The sequence below is a fragment of the Micromonospora carbonacea genome (genome assembly GCF_014205165.1).
Classification (GTDB): Bacteria; Actinomycetota; Actinomycetes; order Mycobacteriales; family Micromonosporaceae; genus Micromonospora; species Micromonospora carbonacea.
Genome location: NZ_JACHMZ010000001.1, coordinates 6,023,910 through 6,048,431 on the forward strand (window position 1 = coordinate 6,023,910; position 24,522 = coordinate 6,048,431).

General features: G+C 73.1%; 21 protein-coding genes. 5 read left to right on the forward strand and 16 right to left on the reverse strand.

The window, feature by feature from the left end:
• Positions 1–36: 36 nt before the first annotated feature.
• The 11 genes from HDA31_RS25030 to HDA31_RS25080 form a co-directional block, all read right to left on the reverse strand.
• Positions 37–1,317, reverse strand: a complete 1,281-nt coding sequence (locus HDA31_RS25030; protein WP_178063330.1) for a thymidine phosphorylase — start codon at positions 1,315–1,317, stop codon at positions 37–39.
• Between the two features lie 132 nt (positions 1,318–1,449).
• On the reverse strand, positions 1,450–2,157 hold the full coding sequence (locus tag HDA31_RS25035; RefSeq protein ID WP_178063329.1) for a cytidine deaminase: 708 nt from the start codon (positions 2,155–2,157) through the stop codon (positions 1,450–1,452).
• Between the two features lie 66 nt (positions 2,158–2,223).
• Positions 2,224–3,504: an ABC transporter permease gene (locus HDA31_RS25040; protein WP_074476759.1), complete on the reverse strand. Its 1,281-nt coding sequence runs from the start codon at positions 3,502–3,504 to the stop codon at positions 2,224–2,226.
• 3 nt (positions 3,505–3,507) lie between these two features.
• Positions 3,508–4,839 carry an ABC transporter permease gene (locus HDA31_RS25045; RefSeq protein WP_178063328.1) on the reverse strand — a complete coding sequence of 444 codons (1,332 nt, stop codon included), beginning with the start codon at positions 4,837–4,839 and terminating at the stop codon, positions 3,508–3,510.
• Complete coding sequence (locus tag HDA31_RS25050) at positions 4,836–6,509, reverse strand: ABC transporter ATP-binding protein (protein ID WP_178067103.1); 1,674 nt, start codon at positions 6,507–6,509, stop codon at positions 4,836–4,838. Before HDA31_RS25050 ends, HDA31_RS25045 begins: the two co-directional genes overlap by 4 nt.
• Positions 6,510–6,710: 201 nt before the next feature.
• Positions 6,711–7,781, reverse strand: a complete 1,071-nt coding sequence (locus HDA31_RS25055; protein WP_178067102.1) for a BMP family lipoprotein — start codon at positions 7,779–7,781, stop codon at positions 6,711–6,713.
• 275 nt (positions 7,782–8,056) lie between these two features.
• A complete protein-coding gene (locus tag HDA31_RS25060) occupies positions 8,057–8,398 on the reverse strand; it encodes a hypothetical protein (RefSeq protein WP_043961820.1) in 342 nt (113 codons plus the stop codon).
• Positions 8,399–8,545: 147 nt separating this feature from the next.
• Positions 8,546–10,438, reverse strand: a complete 1,893-nt coding sequence (locus tag HDA31_RS25065; RefSeq protein WP_178063327.1) for a glycoside hydrolase family 13 protein — start codon at positions 10,436–10,438, stop codon at positions 8,546–8,548.
• A 139-nt stretch (positions 10,439–10,577) separates the two neighbouring features.
• Positions 10,578–11,480, reverse strand: a complete 903-nt coding sequence (locus HDA31_RS25070) for a sugar ABC transporter permease (RefSeq protein ID WP_074476764.1) — start codon at positions 11,478–11,480, stop codon at positions 10,578–10,580.
• Entirely contained in the window at positions 11,477–13,114 is a 1,638-nt protein-coding gene (locus tag HDA31_RS25075; RefSeq protein WP_178063326.1) for an ABC transporter permease subunit, read from the reverse strand. Before HDA31_RS25075 ends, HDA31_RS25070 begins: the two co-directional genes overlap by 4 nt.
• Positions 13,114–14,370, reverse strand: coding sequence for a sugar ABC transporter substrate-binding protein (locus HDA31_RS25080; protein WP_178063325.1), 1,257 nt, complete (start codon positions 14,368–14,370; stop codon positions 13,114–13,116). The genes HDA31_RS25075 and HDA31_RS25080 overlap by 1 nt, the downstream gene beginning before the upstream one ends.
• 198 nt (positions 14,371–14,568) lie before the next feature.
• On the opposite strand from HDA31_RS25080, the gene HDA31_RS25085 reads away from it, so the two are divergent.
• The 3 genes from HDA31_RS25085 to HDA31_RS25095 all read left to right on the forward strand — a co-directional run bounded on the left by HDA31_RS25085 (position 14,569) and on the right by HDA31_RS25095 (position 17,914).
• Complete coding sequence (locus HDA31_RS25085; RefSeq protein ID WP_074476767.1) at positions 14,569–15,630, forward strand: LacI family DNA-binding transcriptional regulator; 1,062 nt, start codon at positions 14,569–14,571, stop codon at positions 15,628–15,630.
• 133 nt (positions 15,631–15,763) lie between these two features.
• A complete protein-coding gene (locus tag HDA31_RS25090; RefSeq protein ID WP_178063324.1) occupies positions 15,764–17,401 on the forward strand; it encodes a glycoside hydrolase family 13 protein in 1,638 nt (545 codons plus the stop codon).
• Between the two features lie 192 nt (positions 17,402–17,593).
• A complete protein-coding gene (locus HDA31_RS25095; RefSeq protein WP_074476769.1) occupies positions 17,594–17,914 on the forward strand; it encodes a DMT family transporter in 321 nt (106 codons plus the stop codon).
• 45 nt (positions 17,915–17,959) lie between these two features.
• Here HDA31_RS25095 and HDA31_RS25100 read toward each other — a convergent pair whose 3' ends face one another.
• The 5 genes from HDA31_RS25100 to HDA31_RS25120 form a co-directional block, all read right to left on the reverse strand.
• Entirely contained in the window at positions 17,960–18,406 is a 447-nt protein-coding gene (locus HDA31_RS25100) for a hypothetical protein (protein ID WP_074476770.1), read from the reverse strand.
• 71 nt (positions 18,407–18,477) lie between these two features.
• Positions 18,478–19,413: a YhjD/YihY/BrkB family envelope integrity protein gene (locus HDA31_RS25105; protein WP_178063323.1), complete on the reverse strand. Its 936-nt coding sequence runs from the start codon at positions 19,411–19,413 to the stop codon at positions 18,478–18,480.
• A gap of 48 nt (positions 19,414–19,461) precedes the next feature.
• Positions 19,462–20,052, reverse strand: a complete 591-nt coding sequence (locus HDA31_RS25110; RefSeq protein WP_074476772.1) for a 2'-5' RNA ligase family protein — start codon at positions 20,050–20,052, stop codon at positions 19,462–19,464.
• Positions 20,053–20,073: 21 nt separating this feature from the next.
• Positions 20,074–21,099 (reverse strand): tryptophan--tRNA ligase, encoded by a 1,026-nt coding sequence (trpS, locus tag HDA31_RS25115; protein WP_074476773.1) that lies wholly within the window; start codon positions 21,097–21,099, stop codon positions 20,074–20,076.
• A gap of 32 nt (positions 21,100–21,131) precedes the next feature.
• Positions 21,132–22,157: a hemolysin family protein gene (locus HDA31_RS25120; protein WP_178063322.1), complete on the reverse strand. Its 1,026-nt coding sequence runs from the start codon at positions 22,155–22,157 to the stop codon at positions 21,132–21,134.
• Positions 22,158–22,349: 192 nt separating this feature from the next.
• Between HDA31_RS25120 and galE the strand changes: the two genes are divergently transcribed.
• The gene (gene galE / locus HDA31_RS25125; RefSeq protein WP_178063321.1) at positions 22,350–23,333 is read left to right on the forward strand and encodes a UDP-glucose 4-epimerase GalE; all 984 of its coding nucleotides are present in this window, start codon (positions 22,350–22,352) and stop codon (positions 23,331–23,333) included.
• Positions 23,330–24,517, forward strand: a complete 1,188-nt coding sequence (gene galK, locus HDA31_RS25130; protein ID WP_178063320.1) for a galactokinase — start codon at positions 23,330–23,332, stop codon at positions 24,515–24,517. Before galE ends, galK begins: the two co-directional genes overlap by 4 nt.
• Positions 24,518–24,522: the final 5 nt, after the last annotated feature.

Below are 24,522 nucleotides of genomic sequence, written 5' to 3' on the forward strand. Positions count from 1 at the left end.
ACGGCAGGCGGGCACCGGCGCGCACGCGGGGACGGGTCAGCCGATCCGCTCGATGACCAGCGGTTCCGGGGCCGGGGCGGTCGGCGAGATCCGGACCGCCCGGTCGGCCTCGGCCAGCGCCGCCGGGATCCGGGCCGCGTGCTCGGCGCGCAGCTCGTACAGCGGCTCACCGGCCCGCACCGGGTCGCCGGGGCGCTTGTGCAGCACCACCCCCGACGGGAAGCTCACCGGGTCCTCCTTGCGGGCGCGGCCCGCGCCGAGCCGCCAGGCGGCCACCCCGATGGCGTACGCGTCGACCGACGCCACGAAGCCGTCGGCGTCGGCGCGGACCACCTCCACCTCGGGCGCGGTGGGCATGGGCGCGTCCGGGTCGCCGCCCTGGGCGCGGATCATCGCCCGCCAGGCGTCCATCGCGCGGCCGTCGCGCAGCGCCGCCTCCGGGTCGGCGTCGGGCAGCCCCGCCGCGTCGAGCATCTCCCGGGCCAGGGCGAGGGTCAGCTCCACCACGTCGGCGGGCCCGCCGCCGGCCAGCACCTCGGCCGACTCGGTGACCTCGACGGCGTTGCCGACGGCCAGCCCGAGCGGGGTGGACATGTCGGTGAGCAGGGCGACCGTCCGCACGCCGTGCGCGCCGCCCAACGCGACCATCGTGCGGGCCAGCTCGCGGGCGTCGTCGACGGACTTCATGAACGCCCCGGAGCCGACCTTCACGTCGAGCACCAGCGCGCCGGTGCCCTCGGCGATCTTCTTGCTCATGATCGAGCTGGCGATCAGGGGGATCGCCTCGACGGTGCCGGTGACGTCGCGCAGCGCGTACAGCTTGCGGTCGGCCGGGGCGAGGCCCGCGCCCGCCGCGCAGATCACCGCGCCCACCTCGCGGAGCTGGCGGATGAACTCGTCGTTGCTCAGCGCGGCCCGCCAGCCCGGGATCGACTCCAGCTTGTCCAGCGTGCCGCCGGTGTGGCCGAGCCCGCGCCCGGAGAGCTGCGGCACCGCGCCGCCGCACGCCGCGACCAGCGGGGTGAGCGGAAGGGTGATCTTGTCACCGACGCCGCCGGTGGAGTGCTTGTCGACGGTCGGCCGGTCGACGGCGGAGAGGTCCAGCCGCTCGCCGCTGGCGATCATCGCGGCGGTCCAGCGGGCGATCTCCGGCGTGGTCATTCCGCGCAGCAGGATCGCCATGGCCAGCGCCGACATCTGCTCGTCGGCGACCAGACCCCTCGTGTACGCGTCGACGACCCAGTCGATCTGGGCGTCGCCCAGCACCCCGCCGTCCCGCTTGACGCGGATGACGTCCACCGCCGTGAAGGCACTCATTCAGATCTCTCCAGTCGTTGCGGATCCCGCCCGCGCGGGTCGGCGGCCACGGAAGGGGTGGGCCCGACCGTGCCCGGCGCAGGGATCAAGCCTGACCGCCCGGAGCCGGGCGTGGTCGGGCCCACCCCCAGCTCAACCACCCCAGCGGGCGGGGATCTCCTGCGGCGGCTCCCCCTCGCCGGCCCAGAAGATCGTTCCGGTCTCGTCCACCACCACCACGCGCGGGGTGCGGGCGAGCCCCCAGGCGACCGCCTCGGCCGCGTCGGCCCAGCTCGGGCCCTCCTCCAGCACGCCGGTCTCGGCGCCCTCGGTGTCCCCGGCCGACCGCTCCCAGTAGGCCGTCCACACCTGCTTGCCGGCCGACAGGTCGGCGTGCACGAAGACGGTGCCCCGCCCCCGCCAGGCGGCCAGCCGGTCCGGCACCACGGGCACCGGCCGTTCGCCGGTCACCGCCTCCAGGTCGGCCACGTCGAACGCGTGCGGCAGCAGCTCCGCCATGGTCAGCGGGCCGTCCTTGGCCTCGATGAGGCACTGCGGGCCGCCCTGCTCCCAGAGCAGCTGCCGGCACCGGCCGCACGGCATCAGCGGCTCGCCGGTGGCGTCGACGCAGGACAGCGCGACGATCCGGCCACCACCGGTGGCGTGCAGCGAGGAGACCACCCCGCACTCGGCGCAGAGCACCACCCCGTACGCGGCGTTCTCGACGTTGCAGCCGACCACGACACGGCCGTCGTCGACGAGGGCGGCGGCCCCGACGGGGAACTTCGAGTACGGCACGTACGCGTGCCGCATCACCTCGGTGGCGGCGGCCCGCAGGCGTTCCCAGTCGATCTCGGTCATTCCACCATTCTGCCCAATTCACGCTGGTCGGCCCCACCAAGGGTGCCGCCGGACGGGGTGCCGGCGTCAGCCCTTGATGTACGGCTTGCCGTCGGCGGCGGGCGCCCGGACCCGGCCGACGAGCCCGGCCACGGCCAGCATCGTCGCCAGGTAGGGCAGCATCGCCAGGAACTGGCTCGGGATGCCGCTGCCGATCGCGCCGAGGTACGTGCCGAGCTGGTCGGCGAAGCCGAAGAAGAGCGCCGCCAGCAGGGCTCCGGTGGGGCTCCACCGGCCGAAGATCAGCGCGGCGAGGGCGATGAAGCCCTTGCCGCCGATCATGTTCTTGGTGAACGAGTAGAGCGCGAGCGTGTACGACGCCCCGCCGATCCCGGCCACCACCCCGGCCAGCAGCACGTTGCGGTAGCGCACGCGCAGCACCTTCACGCCGAGGGTGTCGGCGGCGGTCGGGTGCTCGCCGACGGCCCGCGTCCGCAGGCCCCACCGGGTGCGGAACAGCGCGATGTGGATGACCAGCACCAGCAGCAGGCCGAGATAGAGGAAGAGGTTGCTGCGGAACAGCGCCGGCCCGAGCACCGGGATGTCGGAGAGCAGCGGGATCTCCCACGCGCCGAACCGGGGCGCGGAGTTGTACTTCTGCGCGTCGGTCTGCATCAGCCGCTCGTAGAGGAAGCCGGTGACGCCGACGGCCAGCAGGTTCAGCACGATGCCCATGACGACCTGGTCGACCAGGTAGCGGATGGCGAACACGGCGAGCAGCAGCGAGATGAACGCGCCGCCCACCGCGGCGGCGACCAGGCCCACCCAGACGCTGCCGGAGAGGCTGCCGAACAGGGCGCCGCTGAACGCCCCCATCAGCAGCTGGCCCTCGATGGCGACGTTGACCACGCCGGACCGTTCGCAGAGCACCCCGGCGAGGGCGCCGAAGATCAGCGGCAGGGCCAGGATGAACGTGCCCCGCACCATGTTGACCATCGGCATGAAGTTGCGCCCCTCGGGGGCGGCCGAGACCTGCCAGCACAGGAACGACAGCACGAAGGCGACGATGCCGACCCCGAGCAGCGTGGTGAGCCAGCGCTTGGGCACCCCGGTGAGCAGGGCCACGCCGCTCGCCGCGGCGATGACGCCGAACAGGATCGCGCCGATCGTGCCGTCGATCTCCAGCGCCGCGCCGCCGTCGGTCTCGCTGAGGGTGAAGCGGGCCTGCTGGTCGGTGGCGAGGGCGCCGAAGACCACCGTCGCGACGACCCCGAGGGCCAGCAGCACCGCCCCGATCTTCCGGGTACGGGTCCAGAAGCCCTCGTCGACCTGGGCCACCGCCACGTCCGGGACAGCCATGGTTGACATGCCTTACCAGCCCTTCGCCAGGCTCGTCTGCAACCGGGCGGCGCGGGCGGCCCGGAGCTGGAAGATCGCCTTCACCAGGGCCGGCGCGGCGATGAAGATGACGATCAGCGCCTGGAGCACGGTGACCAGCTCCAGGGAGATGCCCGCGTACCCCTGCATCCGGTTGCCGCCGGCCTGGAGCGCGCCGAACAGCAGCGCGGCCAGCAGCACGCCCCACGGCTTCACCCGGCCCAGCAGGGCCACCAGGATGCCGTCGAACCCGATCTGCGCGACCACCAGCGGGGTGAGCGCGTTCGCCGTGGAGCCGAGCACCATCTGGCTGCCGCCGAGGCCGGCGAGCAGGCCGGCGATGGTCATCATCAGCACGTACGTGCGGGGGACGCTGATGCCGGCGGTGCGGGCCGCGTCCGGGTTGGCGCCGACGGCGCGCAGTTCGAAGCCGAAGGTGGAGCGGTTGAGCAGCCAGGCGACGAACCAGGTGGCGAGGACGGCGAGCAGGATGCCGGCGTGCACCCGCAGGTTGTCGCCGAGCAGCCGGGGGAACTGGGCGGAGGAGTCGACGGGCCGGCTGATGGCGTCGGCCCGGTTCGGGTTCTGCACGCCGCTCTGGATGATGATCCAGGAGAGGAAGTACAGCGCGACGTAGTTGAGCATGATCGTGTTGATCACCTCGTGGGCGCCGGTGCGCGCCTTGAGGATGCCCGGGACGAACCCCCAGAGCGCGCCGCCGGCCGCGCCGGCGAGCACGGCGACGAGCAGGTGCAGCACCGGGGGCAACGGCAGCAGGAAGCCGGCCAGGGCGGCGAGGATGACGCCGATGGTGGCCTGGCCCTGCGCGCCGATGTTGAACAGGCCGCCGCGGAAGGCGAGCGCCACCGACAGGCCGGTGAACACCAGCGGGGCCGTGTAGGTCAGCGTCTCCGAGATCGGGCTGAGCGCGGCGGTGAAGCCGGCCGCCTCCGGGTCGAAGATCGCGCCCTTGAACAGGTTCGCGTACGCCTCGCTGACGACCGTCCAACTGGAGTTCAGCGCGTCGGACGGTCGGGCGGTGATGTAGCCGTAGGTGGCCAGCACGTCCGGGTCCGAGACGATGATCAGCACGGCGCCGACGAGCATCGCCAGCAGCACCGCGAGCACCGTGACGGTCACCGTGTTGGCCGCCCACAGGTTGTCCAGGAAGAGCCGGCCCAGCGACGGGCGGGGCTCCTGCGCCGGCCGCTTCGGCGCGGTGGCCGTCGCGACGCGGTCGACGCCGCCGGCCGCCGCCTGCGCGGCCTGCGTCGCGGTCGCCGGTTCCTTGTCGGGCGAGCCCGACGCCGGGTTGGGGTTGCTCATGCCTCGTCCTCGCTACCGGGGCCGTCGGGGGCCGGGGTCGCCGCGTCGGGGTCCCGCTGCCGCGCCCCGGGGGCCGGGGTCGCCGGGTCGGCGGCCGGGTCGGCGGCGGGTACCGGGGCCGCCGGGTCGGCGGCGGGGGCGGCCGGGTCGGCGGCGGGGGCCGCGTCGGGGGTGATGCCGGCCATCAGCAGGCCGATCTCCTCGCGGGGGGTGTCCGGGCCGACGATGCCGATGACCCGGCCGCGGTACATGACCGCGATCCGGTCGGCCAGGCCGATCACCTCGTCCAGCTCGCTGGACACCACCAGGACGGCGGTGCCCACGTCCCGTTCCCGGATGACCCGGGAGTGGATGAACTCGATGGAGCCGACGTCGACGCCGCGGGTCGGCTGGGCGGCGATGAAGAGCTTCAGCGGCCGGGACAGCTCCCGCGCCACGATCACCTTCTGCTGGTTGCCGCCGGAGAGGGTGCCGACCGGCGCGTCCGCCGAGGGCGTGCGGACGTCGAACTGCTCGATCCGCTCCCGGGCCGAGGAGGCGATGGCGTCGGGTTGCAGGGACAGGCCCTTGCCGAAGGGCGGCCGGTCGTAGATGTCCAGCACCAGGTTCTCGGCGACGCTGAACTCCTTGACGAGCCCGTCGACGCTGCGGTCCTCGGGGACGTAGCCCACCCCGGCGCGCAGCACCTTCTTCGTCGACCAGCCGTGCACCTGCTCGCCGTCGAGGGTGACCGTGCCGGCGAGGACGGGCCGCAGGCCCATGATCGCCTCGATCAGCTCGGTCTGCCCGTTGCCCTGCACCCCGGCCACGCCGAGCACCTCGCCCGCGTGCACGGTCAGGTCGACCCCGTCGACCGCGCGGATCTGCCGGTCGTCGTCGACGACCAGGCCGGCGACCTCCAGGATCGGCTTGCCGGGGGCGGCGGGCTGCTTGTCCACGGTCAGCCGGACGCTGCGGCCCACCATCAGGGCGGCCAGCTCGTCGCGGCTGGCGGTCGGCGAGGCGGTGCCGACGGTCCGCCCGCGCCGGATCACGGTGATCCGGTCGGCGATGGCCTTGACCTCGCCGAGCTTGTGGGTGATGAAGACGATCGACTTGCCGGCGGCCTTGAGCGACCGCATGACCGTGAGCAGCTCCTCGGTCTCCTGCGGGGTGAGCACGGCGGTCGGCTCGTCGAGGATCAGCAGGTCGACGTCCCGGGTGAGGGCCTTGACGATCTCCACCCGCTGCTGGATGCCGACCGGCAGGTCCTCGATGATCGCGTCCGGGTCGACGCGCAGGTTGTAGCGCTGCGACACCTCGGCGACCTCGCGCCGGGCCCGCCGCCGGTCGAGGAACCCGGCGATGCCGCCCCTGACCTGCTCGGCGCCGAGCATCACGTTCTCGGCCACGGTGAAGACCGGCACCAGCATGAAGTGCTGGTGCACCATGCCGATCCCGGCCGCGATCGCGTCGGACGGGCCCTTCAGCTTCAGCGGCGCGCCGTCGACCAGGATCTCGCCCTCGTCGGGCTGGTAGAGCCCGTAGAGCACGTTCATCAGGGTCGACTTGCCGGCGCCGTTCTCGCCGAGCAGGGCGTGGATCTCTCCAGGCTCCACCGTCAGGTCGATGTGGTCGTTGGCGACCAGATCACCGAACCGCTTGGTGATGCCGCGCAGTTCGAGTCTCAGCGCAACCTCCTGGAGTGCGAGCGATGGTGCAGCGTAGCCGCTGCCGAGCCGCCGGTCACCGGGTCCGCCCGGGCGTCGGGTGGTGCGGACCGGCCGCCCCGACCCCGCGGGTGGTGTCCCCGCGTGCGTCGAGGCGGCCGGTCGTCGTGCCTGGGGTCCCGCCGGCCCCGCCGCCGGGAACGCGGCGGGGTGGCGGGGCGGTCACTTGGCCGGCTGGGCCTTCGAGGTGACCGTGACGGTGCCCGCGGCGATGTCGGCCTTGATCTTCTCGACCTCGGCCTTCAGGTCCGCCGGGACCTTGCTGTCGAACTCGTGGTACGGGGCGAGCGACACGCCGTTGTTGGCGAGGGTGCCCACGAAGCCCGGGGTGGCCTGGAGCTTCTCGCCACCGGCGGCCTTGACCACGGCCTCCTTGACGGCGTCGGCGATGTTCTTGACCACGGTGGTCAGCAGCGCCGAGCAGTTCGGGGTGCTCTCGCAGCCGTCGGCGTCGACCCAGATGGCCGAGTACTTGCCGCCGGAGGCCTGCGCCGCCGCGGTGGTGCCGAGGCCCGCGCCGCCGGCGACCGGCATGATGATGTCCGCGCCCTGGGCGACCAGCGTGTCGGAGACCTTCTTGCCCTCGTCCTGCTTGACGAAGTCGTTGGTGAAGGAGCCCTTCTGGGTCTCCTTGTTCCAACCGAGGACCTGGACGTTCTTGCTCTTGGTCTTGTTGTAGTACGCCACGCCGTCGGCGAAGCCGTCCATGAAGATCGTCACCGGCGGGATCGGCAGGCCGCCGTAGGTGCCGACCTTGCCGCTCTTGCTCATCCCGGCGGCCAGGTAGCCGGCCTGGAACGCGGCCTGGGCGGTGTCGAACTGCATCGGGTAGACGTTCGTCTCCGGCAGCTTCGAGTCGACGATCCCGAACTGCTGGTTGGGGTTCGCCTTCGCGATCTTCGAGGTCGCGTCGCCCATCAGGCCACCGACGGCCAGGATGAAGTCGCACTTCTGGTTGACGTACTGGGTCAGGTTGACCTCGTAGTCCGCCTCGGCCTTCGACGCGACGTACTTGATGTCGATGTTGCCGTTGGCCTTCTGCGCCTCCTGCAGGCCCTTCCAGGCGGAGGTGTTGAACGACTTGTCGTCGATGCCGCCGACGTCGGTCACCATGCAGGCGCTGTACTTCTTGGCGCCGGCGTCACCGGTGCCGTTGTCGTCCTTGGGGGCCTCACCACACGCGGCGGCGCCCAGCACGAGCCCACCCGCCACGAAGGCGGAGGCGATCCGCATCCCACGCACAGAGCGCAAGACGTTCTCCTTCCCATTGCACACCGCTCTGCGCGGTGGCAGCCCTTGAGCCGGCCTGCTTTGTGGCCGCCGGCGTCCCACGTTACGGACGGGAGCGTACGCCCGCGCCCACCCACCGGCCGACAATCGTGCACGACTGTTGAGTGCCTGTTACCCCTACGTAACCCTTGGGTGGGGCACATCACTTCTCGTGCCGGTAGTGGACCGGTCGGGCGTCACGAACGTCCGGTTCCGCGGCTCCTCCCCTGGCCAGCGCGTTAGCGCCAGAAGACCGCCACCGCCGCGTTGACCAGGGTCAACCCGACGATCGCGAGGAAGTGGCCACGGTTGACCGTCTCCCGCTTACGGGAGAAGAAGACCATGACAAAGATCAGCAGCGCGAGCACCAACTTGGTAACAAGTTTGGCGGGGGCCGGTTCGTCGCCGTCGCGCAACGGGGCGGACAGCCCGATTCCGGTCAGCAGGCCGATGACCGACCCCCAGAGCATCGCCGCGTTGATCCGCAGCCGGCCGCTGACGTACTGGGCGATCGCACCGCCGAGCAGCAGCGCGAACCCGATCAGGTGAACGTAGAGGAGTACCAGGCGAAGAGCTTCCATCCGGCCATCCTCCCCCATCAACGACGTCTTGTAGTAGCGACCCGCCCGCCCCCTCCCCGCACGCAAGGAAGGGCCCCCTGTTAACACCCCGCGTGAGAGGGGTCCCCTTCTCTACCGAAAGCGTTAATAGGGGGCCCTTCCTTGCGCCTACAGGCGCCAGAGTTGGAAGGTGGGGCCGTCGGCCAGGAGGGTCACCGTGCCGTCGGCGTCCGGGCGCAACGCCGGGGCGCCCCCGTAGACGTTCTCCCCCGCCGGCAGGCCCGCGACCCGGACCGGGACGCCGGCCGCGCGCCGGGCCAGCGCCAGCACGCCGCCGGTGGGCGTCTCGCGGAGGAAGACCAGCGTGTCCGCGTCGACGTGCACCCAGCGCAGGCCGCCGTGGCGCAGCGCCGGCTCGGCCCGGCGCAAGGCGATCAGCCGCCGGTACGCGGCGAACGTGCCAACGTCCCAGGTGTCCGGCCGGTGCCACGGCATCGGGGTACGCGAGCCCTCCCCGTTCGTCCCGGTCAGCCCCAGCTCGTCCCCGGCGAAGACGACCGGGGTCCCCGGCATGGCGACGAGCAGCCCGGCGGCCACCTCCTGCCGGGCGGCGTCGCCGACCACGGTGCGGATCCGGGCCGAGTCGTGCGAGCCGAGGAGCTGCCACGAGTGCACGTACGACCGCCAGGAGACCAGCGACCGGTAGCTGTCCATGGTGGCCCGCACGGCGTGGGCGTCGCGCCGCCGCACCCCGCCGGGGGTGCCGAGGAAGTTCGGCAGCGCCGCCGCGGCCACGCCACCGGCCGCCGACGCCGGGGCGGCGCCCGGCTCGGAGCCGTGGCGCAGCCAGGACCAGACCGGGTCGGTGAAGCCGACGTAGTTCATCGTGCCGTGCCAGCCGTCGCGGTCCAGGTCGCCGGTGTGGTCGTGGCCGTGCTCGGCGAGCACCAGCCCGTCGGCCCGGGTCTGCGCCACCACCTCGCGCAGCAGCCGCGCCACCTCGTGGGTGTACGCGTCCGCGCCGCGCCGCCCGGTCATGTTCGCCACGTCGACCCGCCACCCGTCGAGCGAGTACGGCGGGCGCAGCCAGCGGCGCAGCAGCGAGTCCTCGGCGGTGGCGAAGCGGCGGCGCAGCTCGGCGCTGCCCCAGTTGAGCTTCGGCAGCGACCTCACCCCGTTCCACGACTCGTAGTCGCCGGTCACCGCGTCGAAGTAGTACAGCTCGCGTTCCGGGGCGGTCACGTCGGAGACGGCGGCGGTGAACCAGTGGTGGGCGTCGCCGGTGTGGTTGCTGGTGATGTCGCCGAGCAGCCGCCAGCCCCGGGCGTGCACCGCGTCGGCGAGCCGGGCGAGCGCGGCGTCGCCGCCGAGCAGCGGGTCGACGGTGTCGAAGCTGGCCGCGTCGTAGCGGTGGTTGGAGCGGGCCGGGAAGATCGGGGTGAGGTAGACGGTGTCGACGCCGAGCCGGTCGAGGTGGTCGAGCCGCTCGGCGATGCCGTCGAGGTCGCCGCCGTAGAACTGGCGGGGGGTCTGCGGGCCGCGCCCGACCACGGGGGTGTCCCAGTCGCAGGGGACGGCCCAGTCGGGGGCGGCGCGGCCGTCGGCGGCGGCGGAGCGGGCGAACCGGTCGGGGAAGATCTGGTAGATCACCGCGTCGCGGGCCCAGGCCGGCGGCGGGGCGTGGGTGACCAGCTTGAAGTCGCCGTGGTCGGGCACGTCGTGGTCGGCGAGGCCGGCGGCGGTGAGCCAGCGGTAGTCGCCCCGGGCGTCGGTGAGCATGAACCGGTAGTTGCTCACCGGGTTGCGTACCTCGACGTCGGCGCGCCACCAGACGTCGGCGCCGGTGCGGCGGTCGACGACGGCCTCGGCGAAGCGCGGCTCGCCGTCGGGGGTGCTGCGCACGTGCACGGCGCGCACGTCGGCCTCGGCGGGGACCCGGACGAGGACGGGGACGGTCTGCCCGAGGGCGGGCTCCTGCTCGGGGACGTAGGCGGCGGAGCCGTCGTGGTGCGGGCTCAGGGAGACGGTGCGGTCCGGGGAGACGGTGCGGCGCGGGGACATGGCGCGGCCTTTCGGGTCGGTTCGACGGGGAGTGGGCGGGCACCCGCCGCGGCCGGTCACCCGACCGCGGCGGTCCGCCCGGAAACCGCTCCGGTGTACGTCGACACGACGCCCTTGCCGCAGCGTGAGCCGAGGAGGCTCAGCCCTTGACCGCTCCGGCGGTGAGGCCGGAGACGATGTACCGCTGGAGGAGCTGGAAGACCAGCACGGTGGGGACGGCGGTGAGCAGGGTGCCCGCCGCGAACATCCCGAAGTTGTTGTTCCGCTCGCCGGCGACCAGCCCGAACATGCCGACGGCGAGGGTCTTCGACTCGGTGTCGGTCAGGAACACGTTGGCGATCATGAACTCGTTGATCGTGCCGATGAACGACAGCAGGGCGGTCACCGCCAGGATCGGCGCCACCAGCGGCAGCATGATCCGGAAGAAGACCTGGGCGTGCGACGCGCCGTCCATCGTGGCCGACTCGTCCAGTTCCCGGGGCAGCGTGTCGAAGAAGCCCTTCATCAGCCAGGTGTTCACGCCGAGCGCGCCGCCCATGTAGAGCAGGAACAGGCCCCACGGGGTGTTGAAGCCGATCGCCGGCCAGAGGTCGGTGACCGTGGTGAAGATCAGGAAGATCGCCACGATCGCCAGGAACTGCGGGAACATCTGGATCAGCAGCAGGGTGAGCAGCCCGACCCGGCGGCCGGCGAAGCGCATCCGGGAGAACGCGTACGCCGCCAGCGAGGACAGGAAGATCGACACGAGGCTGGCCAGCCCGGCGATCAGCAGCGAGTTGACGAACCAGTGCCCGAACGCCGTGTCGGCGAACAGGTCGGCGAAGTTCTCGCCCGACACCCCGCCGGTCGGCACGAGGGAGGTCGACGACAGTGTGCCGAGCGGGTTGAGCGCGGCCGAGAGCACGAACAGGATCGGGAAGAGGCTGAACGCCACGGCCAGCACCCCGACGACGTGCCGCCAGCCGACCTGGGCCAGCCAGCGGCTGCGCCGCCGGCCGGCGGCGGCGCGGTCGACGGCCGGGGGGTGCGCGTAGGTGGTCACGAGTAGACCTCCTCCTGCTTGCGGGTGTTGCGGAAGCTGATCGCCGACACCGTCGCCACGATCGCGAAGATGAAGATCGACACCGCCGCCGCCGTGCCGAACTCCGCGCCCTGCGCGCCGAAGGCCAGCCGGTAGGTGTAGGTGATCAGCAGGTCGGTCGCCCCGTTGCGCGGGTTGTCCGCCGGGAACGGGCCGCCCTCGGTGGTCAGCCAGATCGCGTTGATGTTGTTGAAGTTGTACGCGAACGACGCGATCAGCAGCGGCGACAGCGCGACGAGCAGCAGCGGCAGGGTGACCGCGCGGAACGACTGCCAGGGCGACGCGCCGTCGACCGAGGTGGCCTCGGTCAGCTCCTTGGGGATCGCCTGGAGCGCGCCGGTGGCGACCAGGAACATGTACGGGTAGCCCAGCCAGAGCTGCACCAGCAGCACCGCCGCGCGGGCCGACCAGGCCTCGCCGAACCAGTCGACGCCGAGGCCGAACAGGTTGTTGACCAGGCCGAAGTCGGTGTTGAACATGTCCCGCCAGACCAGCAGCATCGCGAACGACGGCATCGCGTACGGCAGGATCAGCAGCACCCGGTAGAGGTTGGTGCCGCGCATCCGGGGCGAGTGCAGGGCCAGCGCGATGGCCATGCCAAGCAAAAAGGTGAACCCGGTGGAGCCGATCGCGAAGGCGAAGTTCCACAGCAGGGTGCCGAAGAACGGCCCGGAGATGTTCGGGTCGGTGAGCACCCGGGAGAAGTTCTCCAGCCCGACGTTGACCTGCCAGCCCTGGGCGAGGCGCTCGCCGTCGGCGGCGACGAACGAGCCGGTCTTCTCGTCGGCCGTCCACCGCTTGCCGCTCTCGCTGTCGGTGACGCAGTCGCACCCGGCGTCGTACGCCCGGATCGCCCGGCCCTCGTAGGCGCGGGACAGGCCGGAGGAGCGCAGCGCGCCCCCGGTGGTGGGCACCACCAGGTCGGTGATCTCCTGGCTGCGGGCGCTGGCCTGGCCGAAGTTGAGCACGGTGTAGCCGTCGGCGGCGGTCACCTTGCCGCCGGAGCCGACGGTGACGTCGGCGGGGTCGAGCCGGCGCAGCCCGTCGGCGTCCCCGGCGGAGACGACGCCGGTGGCCGGGTCGGTGACCAGGAAGACCAGCGCGCCGGTGGCGGGGTCGCCCGCGGTGGCGACGGACAGGGCGTACTCGGTGGAGCCGGGGACCTGCTGCACCGAGGAGCTCTGGATCGCGACGATGGCCTCGTCCTTGCTGCCCCGGTGGCCGTCGCCGAAGTTCGTGAAGGCGGTGCTGGCCGTGTAGAGCACCGGGAAGACCTGGAAGGCGATCAGGAAGAGCGTGCCGGGGACCAGGTACTTGGCGGGGATGTGCCGGGGGGTGAGGTAGAGGTAGAACAGGCCGGCGGTGGTGGCCGCGAGCAGGGCCAGCCCGACCCACTTCTCGGCCTCGACGAGCGGGAAGGCCGCCCAGAGCGCGATCCCGGCCACGAGGCCGAGCAGGACCACCTTGACGGCGAGGCCGGTCGCGGTGATCGGCGCGTGGTGCCGCGCGGTGCGGGCGGTGCGCGGGAGCCCGGGGCCGGCGGGCCCCCGGCCCGGGGTCCGCGTGGACCCCGGGCCGGACAGCTTCGTGCTCATTACTTGATCTGGCCGGAGATCGTCTTGCCGGCCGCGGTGATCGTCTTGGCCGGGTCGGCGCCGCCGATGATCGCGGCCTCGGCCTTGCCGAACGGGTCCCAGATCGCGGCCATGGCCGGGATCGCGGGGAGCACCTGGCCGTTCCTGCCGGCCTCGGTGAACTTGGCCAGGTCGGGGTCGCTGCCCTTGACCTGGTCGAGCGCGGCGGTCAGCGCCGGCGGGCGCGGCTCGGCGTTGTAGAGGGCCACGGCGAGGTCCGGCTTGGTGGTGTAGTTCGCCACGAACTCCTGGGCCAGGGCCTTGTTCTTGCCCTTGGCGGCGACGTAGAACGCCTGGACGCCCACGAACGGCTGGGCCTCCTTGCCGCCGGCGAAGCCGGGGACCGGGGAGATGTCGTAGGCGATGTTGGCCTTCTTGGCGTCGGCGATGGCCCACGGCCCGGAGACCAGGAAGGCGCACTTCTTGCCGGTGAAGGTGGCGATCGAGTTCTCGCCGGTGATGGAGCGCTTGAGCGCGCCCTCGCCCTTCTCGCCGAGCTTCGCGATCTTCTGGAACGCGGCGATCGACTCCGGCTTGCCCACGCCCAGGTCCTTCGGGTCGTAGTCGCCGTTGGCGGCGGTGCCGAAGAGGTAGCCGCCGGCCGAGGTGTACAGCGGGTAGATGTGGTACGCGTCGCCGTTCTGGCCGGACTGGAGGCAGAGGATCTCGCTGGCCTTCTTGTCGGCCTTGAGCTTCTTGCCGGCGGCGACCAGGTCCTCGATCGTCTTCGGGGCCTCGGGGGCCAGCTCGGTGTTGCGGATCAGCGCCAGGTTCTCCATGGCGTACGGCACGCCGTAGAGCTGGCCATTGAAGGTGACGGCCTTGACGGCGGTCTCGTTGAAGCCGCTCTTCTGGTCGGCGGCGAGCTGCACCGGGTCGATGGCGCCGTTCTGGACCAGGTTGCCGATCCAGTCGTGCGCGCCGACCACGACGTCGGGGCCGCTGCCCTGCTGGGAGGCGGTGACGAAGGTGGTCTGCAGGTCCTTCGAGACGGCCTGGACCTCGACGGTCACGCCGTTGGCCTGGCCGAAGGACTCGGCGAACGGCTTCAGGGCGGCGGTGCGCTTGTCGTCGGCCCAGATCACCAGCTTCCCGCCGGTGGCGCCGGCGGACTCCTTCGCGGCCGGCGCGCTGCTGTCGTCGTCGCTGCCACCGCAGCCGGAGGCGGCCAGCGCCAGGCCGAGGACGGCGACCACACCCGCGGTACGGATGCGCATCGGTACTCCTGTCGTCATGGCGGTCCGCCGGGGGAAGGGCGGCCCGCCAGTGGGAACCTCTGTAAGTTCTTGCCAACCGGCGCGGGGATGCTGCGCCGCTGCTCTCGCATGTTGCGGGGACGTTAGCAAGAGGTTGCAGATTCCGGAAGGGCTTGCAGAAAGGTACGCAAGAACTTGCCCGTGAGCTAAAGTGCCGCCATGCGCGCTCGACTGTCCGACATCGCCCAACAGGCCGAAGTCAGCGAGGCCACGGTGTCGCGGGTGCTCAACGACCGCCCCGGCGTGGCCCCGGAGACCCGGCAGGCCGTCCTCACCGCCCTCGACGTCCTCGGCTACGAGCGCCCGGCCCGGCTGCGCAAGCGCAGCGCCGGCCTCGTCGGCCTGGTGGTGCCGGAGCTGGACAACCCGATCTTCCCGGCGTTCGCCCAGGTGATCGAGTCGACCCTGGCGCAGAGCGGCTTCACCCCGGTGCTGTGCACCCAGACCCCGGGCGGCGTCACCGAGGACGAGTACGTCGAGATGCTGCTCGACCGCCAGGTCTCCGGGATCGTCTTCGTCTCCGGCCTGCACGCCGACACCGCCGCCAACCACGACCGGTACCGCGCGCTGATCGCCCGGCCGCTGCCCGTCGTCATGATCAACGGGTACGTGCCCGGAATCGCCGCGCCCTTCGTCTCCTGCGACGACCGGGAGGCGACCGAGCTGGCCGTCGCCCACCTGGTCGCCCTGGGGCACCGGCGGATCGGGCTGATCACCGGCCCGGACCGGTTCGTCCCCGTGCAGCGCCGGGTCGCCGGCTGGCGGGCCGCCATGGCGCGCCTGGCGGGCCTGCCCGAGGCCGAGCTGGCCGAGCTGGCCGAGCTGACCCTCTTCGGGGTGGAGGGCGGGGAGGCCGCCGCGGGGCGGCTGCTGGAGCGCGGCGTGACCGGGGTGGTCTGCGGCTCCGACCTGATGGCCCTCGGCGCGATCCGGGCCGCCCGCCAGCGCGGGCTGTCCGTCCCCGGCGACCTGTCCGTGGTCGGATACGACGACTCGCCGCTGATGGCCTTCACCGACCCGCCGCTGACGACGATGCGCCAGCCGGTGATCGCCATGGCGGTGGCCGCCGTCCGGGCCCTGGTCGACGAGATCAACGGGCACGCCGCCCCGCACTCGGAGTACCTGTTCCGGCCCGAGCTGGTGGTGCGCGGCTCCACGGCGGTCGTCCGGCAGCCGGCCGCGCGGCAGCCCGCCGCCGCGCTGGCCAGGAGCGCCGGCTGACCGCCGTCATTTCTTGCGCAAGCCCTGCTTGACTCTTGCAGCCGCGGGACGGCATTCTGCTCTGACCACCGGTGGCACACCGCCGTGCCCCGCACCCACGCCGTCCCGCGCCACAGAACGGGGATCGCCACCCATGACCGCCAGCACCCCCACGCCGCTGACCTCCGACGACGACTGGTGGCGCTCCGCGGTCGTCTACCAGGTCTACGTCCGCAGCTTCGCCGACTCCAACGGCGACGGCGTCGGCGACCTCCAGGGCATCCGGGAGCGGCTGCCGTACCTGCGCGACCTCGGGGTCGACGCGCTCTGGCTGACCCCCTTCTACACCTCGCCGATGGTCGACGGCGGCTACGACGTGGCCGACTACCGCGACGTCGACCCCATGTTCGGCACCCTGACCGACTTCGACCACATGATCACCGACGCGCACACGCTCGGCCTGCGGATCATCGTCGACATCGTGCCCAACCACACCTCCAGCGCGCACCCGTGGTTCGTCGCCGCGCTCGCCGCCGCCCCCGGCTCCCCGGAGCGGGCCCGCTACCTGTTCGCCGAGGGCCGGGGCGGGCACGGCGAGCTGCCGCCCAACGACTGGGAGAGCATCTTCGGCGGACCGGCCTGGACCCGGGTGCCCGACGGCCAGTGGTACCTCCACCTGTTCGACCCGGCCCAGCCCGACCTCAACTGGCGGCATCCCGAGGTGCGGGCCGAATTCGAGGACGTGCTGCGCTTCTGGCTCGACCGGGGCGTCGACGGGTTCCGCATCGACGTGGCCCACGGCATGATCAAGGCCGAGGGGCTGCCCGACGTCGGCTTCAACTCGATGACCGGCGGCCGACGCCAGTCCGAGCTGCTCGGCAAGGGCCGGCTGCCGTACTTCGACCAGGACGAGGTGCACGAGATCTACCGGGCCTGGCGGCCGATCCTGGACAGCTACCCCGGCGGCCGGATGGCCGTGGCCGAGGCGTGGGCCGAGACGCCGCAGCGGCTGGCCCGCTACATCGGGCCCGACGAGCTGCACCAGGCGTTCAGCTTCGACTTCCTCGACGCCACCTGGTCGGCCGACTCGTTCCGCAAGGTGATCGACACCGCGCTGGCCGAGGCGACCATCGTCGGCGCACCGACCACCTGGGTGCTGTCCAACCACGACAAGCAGCGGCACGTCACCCGCTACGGCGACGGCGAGGTCGGCCTGCGCCGGGCCCGCGCGGCCAGCCTGCTGATGCTCGCGCTGCCCGGCTGCGCCTACCTCTACCAGGGCGAGGAGCTGGGCCTGCCGGAGGTGCTCGACCTGCCCGACGAGCTGCGTCAGGACCCGTCGTTCCTGCGCACCGGAGAGAGCCGGGACGGCTGCCGGGTGCCGATCCCGTGGAGCGGCGAGCTGGCCCCGTACGGCTTCGGGCCGGCCGGCAGCGAGCTGAGCTGGCTGCCGGCCCCCGCGACCTGGGCCGCCCTCTCGGTCGCCGCCCAGGCCGGCGCGCCCGGCTCGACCCTGGAGCTCTACCGCGCGGCGCTGCGCGCCCGGCGCACCCACCCGGCGCTCGCCCGCGACGCCGACGGCGTCACCTGGCTGGAGTCGACCGGCCCCGGCGTGCTCGCGTTCCGCCGCACCGGCGGCGGCGCGGAGCTGACCTGCGTGGTCAACCTCAGCGACGCGCCGGTGCGGATCGACGGGTACGGCGATCCGGTCGTGGCCAGCGCGGAGCTGACCGGGCAGGGCACGGGGCACGTCCTGCCGGTCGACGCCGCCGCGTGGTTCGAACGGCGCTGAGCCGGGTACAGCCCGCAGTGGACCCCTGGTCGTCCGTCGTGCCGCGCGCCGACGGGCGGCCAGGACAGCCGACCCCTTGTGGTGGGGGGTGAAGGTGGCGCCGGCGCCCCGTGGAGTTCCGCTCCACGGGGCGCCGACGTCCATCCGGGACGGCGCGGGGTCTGCCGCGACCGGCGCGGGGAGAATCGCCGCATGGCGTATCTGTTCCTGGTGCTCGCGATCGCGTCCGAGGTGGTCGGGACGAGCCTGCTCAAGGCGACGCACGGGTTCACCCGGTTGTGGCCGACGCTCGGGCTGGCGGTTGCCTACCTGGCGGCGTTCGGGCTGCTCTCGCTCGCGGTGCGGGACATCCCGGTCGGCGTCGCGTACGCGATGTGGTCCGGGCTGGGCACGGCGGCGATCGTCGCGGTCGGGGCGGCCTTCCTCGGCGAGCCGCTCAGCGTGACGAAGGTCGTCGGCGTGGCGCTCGTCATCGCCGGGGTGGTCGTGCTCAACCTGGGCGGCACGCACTGAGCGGCAGGGCGGCGGGCACCCCGCCCGACCGGGCCGGCGGCCGGCTCAGCTCCCCTTCTCGGTGAGCAGCTTGGCGATGCGGGCGAAGCCGGCCCGCAGCTCGGCCTCGGCGGGCGCGGGACGGGGCCCGGCCGGCTCCCCGGCCGCCTCGGCGGCGGCCTCCAGCTCGTCGTCGATCACGTCGTCGAAGTCACCGTAGAGGTCGGACGCCTCGATCCGGGCCGCCTCGTCGGAGGCGGCGATGCGGGCGGCGGCGATCTCGCCGCGGATCTCGTCGGGCGACAGGGCGGGCACCAGGGGCTCCACCACGGCCATGAGCTGTTCCTCGGCCACCACCGACTCGGCGAGGGCCAGCGCGTGCGGGCGCTCGTAGGGGCCGCAGACCACCGGCTCCCACTCGTCGACGTCGTCGAGCGGGCCGAACGTGATGATCCACGGCAGGCCGAGCATCGGCGAGTCGTCCGGCAGGTCCAACGTCACGAGTGCGCCCACGCGCCCATCATGGCCCGGCCCTCACGTTCCCGGGTGGGGCATCCGCCCGAATCAGCCGAACGTTGCGCGGGTCATCCCGCCCCGCCGGGCGTGCCCGGACCGGTGTCGGCGTCGGCCTCGGCGTCGAGGTCGGCCGGCGCCGCCCCCTCGGCCAGGTCCACCACCCGGCCGTACGGGCTGGTCGCGGCGAGCGCCGCGCCGAACAGCACGAGCTGGTTGAGCAGGTAGAGGTAGAGCAGCAGGCCGACCGCCCCCGCCACGACCGTGTAAGCCGGGTTCCGCTCGGTGCGCACCACGTAGAACCGCCCGACCGTGTTGAGCAGGGTGATGCCCACCGCCACGGCGAACACCACCGGGCGCAGCCGGCGGCGGCTCATCCGCAGCCGGGGCACCGCCACCAGCAGGGCGGCGGCCAGCACCGCGTTGACCAGCACGCTGAGCACGGCACTGATCATGGTCAGCCCCACCGAGCCGGTGCTGCGCAGCAGGAAGCGCAGCAGCGACTCCAGCGCGTCCACGGCGGCCACCGACAGGCCGAGCAGGACGAACACCCCCACCAGCACGCCCAGGTCGACCAGCCGGCGCACCACCAGGTTGCCGGGCTGCTGGTTGAGCCCGTACATCAGCCGCTGCGACGAGCGGATCGCCTCCACCCAGCCGATCCCGGTGAAGACCAGGATGACCAGGCCCACCACCCCGACCGTGTTGCTGCTCTGGGCGATCTGCGCCGGGTCGAGGAAGGGGAGGTTCTCCTTGAGGAAGCCGGCCGCCGCGTCGCTGACCTCGTCGTTGTCCTCCAGGATCGCCCCGAAGATCGAGTACGCGACCAGGGCCAGCGCGAAGACCGCGAAGAAGCCGTAGTAGGCGATCGCCGCCGCCAGCCGCCCGCCGAGCACCTCCGCGTAGAGGTTGCCGGCCCGCCACAGGTGGTCGAAGGTCCGCGACCGGCGACGCGCCGCGCTCACCCGCCGGTCGATGCCGGCCTCGATCCGCCCGAAGACCTCCACGCCGTCATCCTCGCCGATCCGCCGCCCGCACGGGAGAGCGTCGCCGGCTCAGGACACGCCGAGCAGGAAGTCCCGGCGCGGCTGCCACCGGGTCTGACCGCTGTGCGAGAAGAGCGTGAACGAGTCGACCTCGAACATCGCCGAGAAGTCGGCCAGGTCCTCGTACGCCCGGTCCAGCGCCTCCGGCGCGACGTCCTGCGCCACCGTGACGTGCGGGTGGTAGGGGAACCGGGCCTCCCGGTGCAGCTCGGGGGCCGAGTTGATCGCGGCGGCGAGCAGCTCGCACTCGCTGATCCCGGCGGCCACCGCCACGAACACCACCTGCGTCACCGGGCGGAACGTGCCGGTGCCCCGCAGGTGCAGGGTGAACGGCAGGTGCGTGGCGGCCACCCCGGCGAGGTGCCGCTCGACCGCCGGCAGCGCCGCCGTCGGAATCTCGGTGGGCCCGAGCAGTGTCACGTGCGCGGGCACCACGAGGGGGTCGCCGGCCTCGACCCGCCGCCGGGTGAGCAGGCCGCCCCACGGCTCCGGGATGTCCACCGCGATCCCGATCTGGATGGTGTCGCCGGCCTGCGGCGCCCCGTCCCTGCGATCCACGCTCCGCGCCACCCCTCCGGCCACCGACCCGCCCGTCTCCACCCGCACCGTCGCGCCGGGCGGTCAGCCGAAGCGGACCGGCGGGAGGAACCCGACCCGCTCGTACGTCTCGTGCAGCGTCGCCGAGGCGACCGCGCGGGCCTTCTCCGCGCCGGCCGCGAGCAGCTTGTCGAGCTGCGCCGGGTCGTCGAGGTAGGCCCGGGTGCGCTCCTGGATCGGCGTGACGAACTCCCGGACCACCTCGCCCAGGTCCTTCTTCAGGTCGCCGTAGCCCCGCCCCGCGTACGCGGCGACCAGGTCGTCGACGCTGCGGCCGGTCAGCGCGGAGTAGATCGTGAGCAGGTTGGACACGCCCGGCTTGGTCTCGGCGTCGAAGACGATCTCCCGGCCGGTGTCGGTGACCGCCGAGCGGATCTTCTTGGCCGAGCGGGCCGGGTCTTCCAGCAGGTCGATGATGCCGGTCGGCGAGGACGACGACTTCGACATCTTGGCCGTCGGGTCCTGTAGGTCGGTGATCTTCGCGGTGTCCTTGACGATGTGCGGCGCGGGCACGACGAACGTCTTGCCGAACTGCGAGTTGAACCGCTGCGCCAGGTCGCGGGACAGCTCCAGGTGCTGCCGCTGGTCCTCGCCGACCGGGACGGCGTGCGCCTGGTAGAGCAGGATGTCGGCGGCCTGGAGGATCGGGTAGGTGAACAGGCCGACGCTGGAGCGCTCGCTGCCCTGCTTCTGCGACTTGTCCTTGAACTGGGTCATCCGGCTGGCCTCGCCGAAGCCGGTGATGCAGCCCAGCACCCAGGCGAGCTGCGAGTGCTCGGGCACCTGCGACTGGACGAACAGCGTGCTGCGCTCCGGGTCCAGGCCGACGGCGAAGAGCTGCGCGGCGGCCACCCGGGTGCGCTGCCGCAGCACCTTGGGGTCGTGCCCGGCCGTGATGGCGTGCAGGTCGACCACGCAGTAGAACGCGTCGTGGGTGTCCTGCAACGCCACCCAGTGCCGCACCGCGCCCAGGTAGTTGCCGAGGTGGAACGAGTCGGCCGTCGGCTGGATGCCGGAGAACACGCGGGGGCGGGCGGGTACGTCGGACATGCCGGCATTCTGTCAGCAACCCCCGGCGTCCGTCATGACGGGCCGGCGGGTCGGCTCTCCGCCACCGCGAGCGGGCCGGTGACCTCGCGTCGCGGCTCGGGCAGGCGCACCACGGAGACCGCGAGCCGGGACACCCGGCGGCCCTCCAGCGCGAGCACCCGCAGCAGCCACCCGCCGGGCGGGTCGTCCGGATCCCGGTCTCCGCCGTCCGTGCTCGACGGGGCCACCGGCACCTCGTCCCCCACCACCGGCAGCCGGCCCAGCGCGGCCATCACGTACCCCCCGGCGGTCTCGTAGGGGCCGGCGGCCAGCCGCACGCCGGTGCGCTCGGCGAAGTCGGCGAGGTTGAGCCGGCCGTCGACCACGGCGGGCAGGCCGGTCGGCTCCGGCTCCGGGTCGCCGTCGTGCTCGTCGTGGATCTCGCCGACCAGCTCCTCGATCAGGTCCTCGCAGGTGACGATGCCGGCGGTGCCGCCGTACTCGTCGACCACCACCGCGAGGTGGTGGCCCTCGCGGCGCATCTCGGTCAGCGCGGCCAGCACCCGCTTGCTGCCGGGCAGCCGCTTGACCTCCCGGGTCAGCTCGCCGACGGTGACGCCCGGGTCGAGGTCGGGCCGCAGCAGCACGTCGCGCAGGTGCACGAAGCCGACCACGTCGTCGTGGGTGCCGTCGACGACCGGGTAGCGGCGGTGTGTCTCGGCCCGGACCAGCCGCTCCGCCTCGGCGACGGTCATCGCGACCGACAGGAACACGACCTCGGTGCGGGGCATCATCACCTCGCGGACCAGGCTCGCCCCGGCGGCCAGCACCTCGTCGATGATCCGCCGCTCGTCGGCGTCGAGGACGGTGCTGGCGGCGACCAGGTCCCGCAGCTCGGCCTCGCTGATCCGCTCCCGGCCGGCGGCGGGGCTCGCCCCGAGCAGGTCGGTGACCAGCCGGGTCGCGCCGTCGGCGGCCCGGACCACCAGCCGGGCGACGGCGCGGGCCAGGGGGCCCGGTTCGCGTCGGAGCCGCCCCACCGGTCGCCGGCGGAGCCCGGGACCACCCGCTTCCCGCATGACAACTCATCGTAGGGCCCGCGACGCTTCGGCACAGGTCGTCCACCCGGAGTGACGGTGTGCGTATCTGTTCAGTCCTGAAAGATTGTGATGGAATGGCGGTGCGGCGACGCCGGGCGCGGCCACAGCCGGCCGCCGTAGGGTGAGCGCGGACGGCCGCGGCGAGGCGCGGCCAGGCAGGAGGACCCCGACGTGAAACTGCTCGTCACCGGCGGCGCCGGCTACATCGGCAGCGTGGTGACCCGGATGCTGGTCGACGCCGGCCACGAGGTCGTCGTCCTCGACGACCTGCGCACCGGGCACCGCGAGGCGCTCGCCCCGGACGCCACCTGGGTCGACGCGCCCATCCACGAGGCGGCCCGGGTGCTCACCCCCGAGGCGGGCTTCGACGGGGTGCTGCACTTCGCCGCCCTCATCGCCGCCGGCGAGTCCATGGTCCGGCCCGAGCTGTACTGGCAGAACAACACGGTCGGCTCGCTCGCCCTGATCGACGCCGTCCGGGCCGCGCGGGTGCCCCGGATGGTCTTCTCCTCCACCGCCGCCGTCTACGGCAACCCGACCGAGCTGCCCATTCCGGAGACCGCCGTCAAGGCCCCCACCAACACGTACGGGGCCACCAAGCTGGCCGTGGACATGGCGCTCACCTCCGAGGCGATCGGGCACGACCTGGCCGCCGTGTCCCTGCGCTACTTCAACGTCGCCGGGGCGTACCTGCGCGGCGACGTCGCCATCGGCGAGCGGCACGACCCGGAGACCCACCTCATCCCGATCGCCCTCGACGTCGCCGCCGGCCGGCGGGAGAAGCTCCAGCTCTTCGGCGACGACTACCCCACCGTCGACGGCACCTGCGTGCGCGACTACATCCACGTCGAGGACCTGGCCCGCGCCCACCTGCTGGCGCTCACCGCCGCCGCGCCCGGCCGGCACCGCGTCTACAACCTGGGCAACGGCGCCGGGTTCACCAACCGGCAGGTCGTCGACGTGGTCCGCGAGGTCACCGGCCGGCCGCTGCCGGTCGAGGTGGCCCCGCGCCGCGAGGGCGACCCGGCCGAGCTGGTCGCCTCCTCCGCCCTGGCCCGCGAGGAGCTGGGCTGGACGCCCGAGAAGCCGACCCTGCACGACATGGTCGGCGACGCCTGGGCCTTCTACCGCACGCACATCCTGGAGCGCCCGTGACCGACCCCGCGCACCCCTCGCCCGCGCCGGCCGGGGACGTCGCCGACCGGGCCGCCGCCGGCTTCCACCAGCGGTACGGCGCACCGGCCGCCGGCCGCTGGGCGGCGCCCGGCCGGGTCAACCTGATCGGTGAGCACACCGACTACAACGACGGCTTCGTGCTGCCGTTCGCGCTGCCGCTGCGCACCGTCGCCGCCGCCGCCCCCGCCGACGACGGCCGCTGGACGGTCTGGTCGGAGCTCACCGGCGACCAGGTCGGGTTCGGCGGCGACGAGGTGGCCGCCCCCGGCCGGGTCACCGGCTGGGCCGCGTACGTCGCCGGGGTGGTGTGGGCGCTGCGCGAGGCCGGGCACCCGGTGCCCGGGGCGCGGCTGGCCGTCGCCTCCGACGTGCCGCTCGGCTCCGGGCTGTCGTCGTCGGCCGCGCTGGAGGCCGCCGTGCTGGCCGCCCTCGTCGACCTCGGCGGGCTGGACCTGCCGGCCGAGGGGCGGCCCCGGCTCGCCCAGCGGGCCGAGAACGCCTACGTCGGCGCGCCCACCGGGATCATGGACCAGTCCGCGGCGATCCGCTGCCGCGCCGGCCACGCCCTCTTCCTCGACTGCCGCACCGAGGCCGTCGAGCACATCCCGTTCGACCTGGCCGCCGCCGGGCTGGCCGTGCTGGTGATCGACAGCCGGGCCCCGCACCGGCACGCCGACGGCGAGTACGCCTCCCGCCGCGCCGCCTGCGAGAAGGCCGCCGGGCTGCTCGGGGTGCCCGCCCTGCGCGACGTGGCCGCCGCCGACCTCGACGACGCCCTCGCCCGCCTCGACGACGACGAGACCCGCCGCCGCGTCCGGCACGTCGTCACCGAGGACCAGCGGGTGCTCGACGCCGTGGCGCTGCTGCGCGCCGGCCGGGTACGCGACATCGGGCCGCTGCTGACCGCCTCCCACGCGTCGATGCGCGACGACTTCGAGATCACCGTGCCGGAGGTCGACACGGCGGTCGAGGCGGCCCTCGCCGCCGGGGCGTACGGGGCACGGATGACCGGCGGCGGCTTCGGCGGCTGCGTCCTCGCCCTGGTCGACGCCGACCGCGCCGACGCGGTGGCCGACGCCGTCACCACCCGGTACGCCGAGCGCGGCTTCCGCGCCCCCGGCTTCCACCTGGCCACCCCGGCCCCCGGCGCCCACCGCCTGTAAGGAAG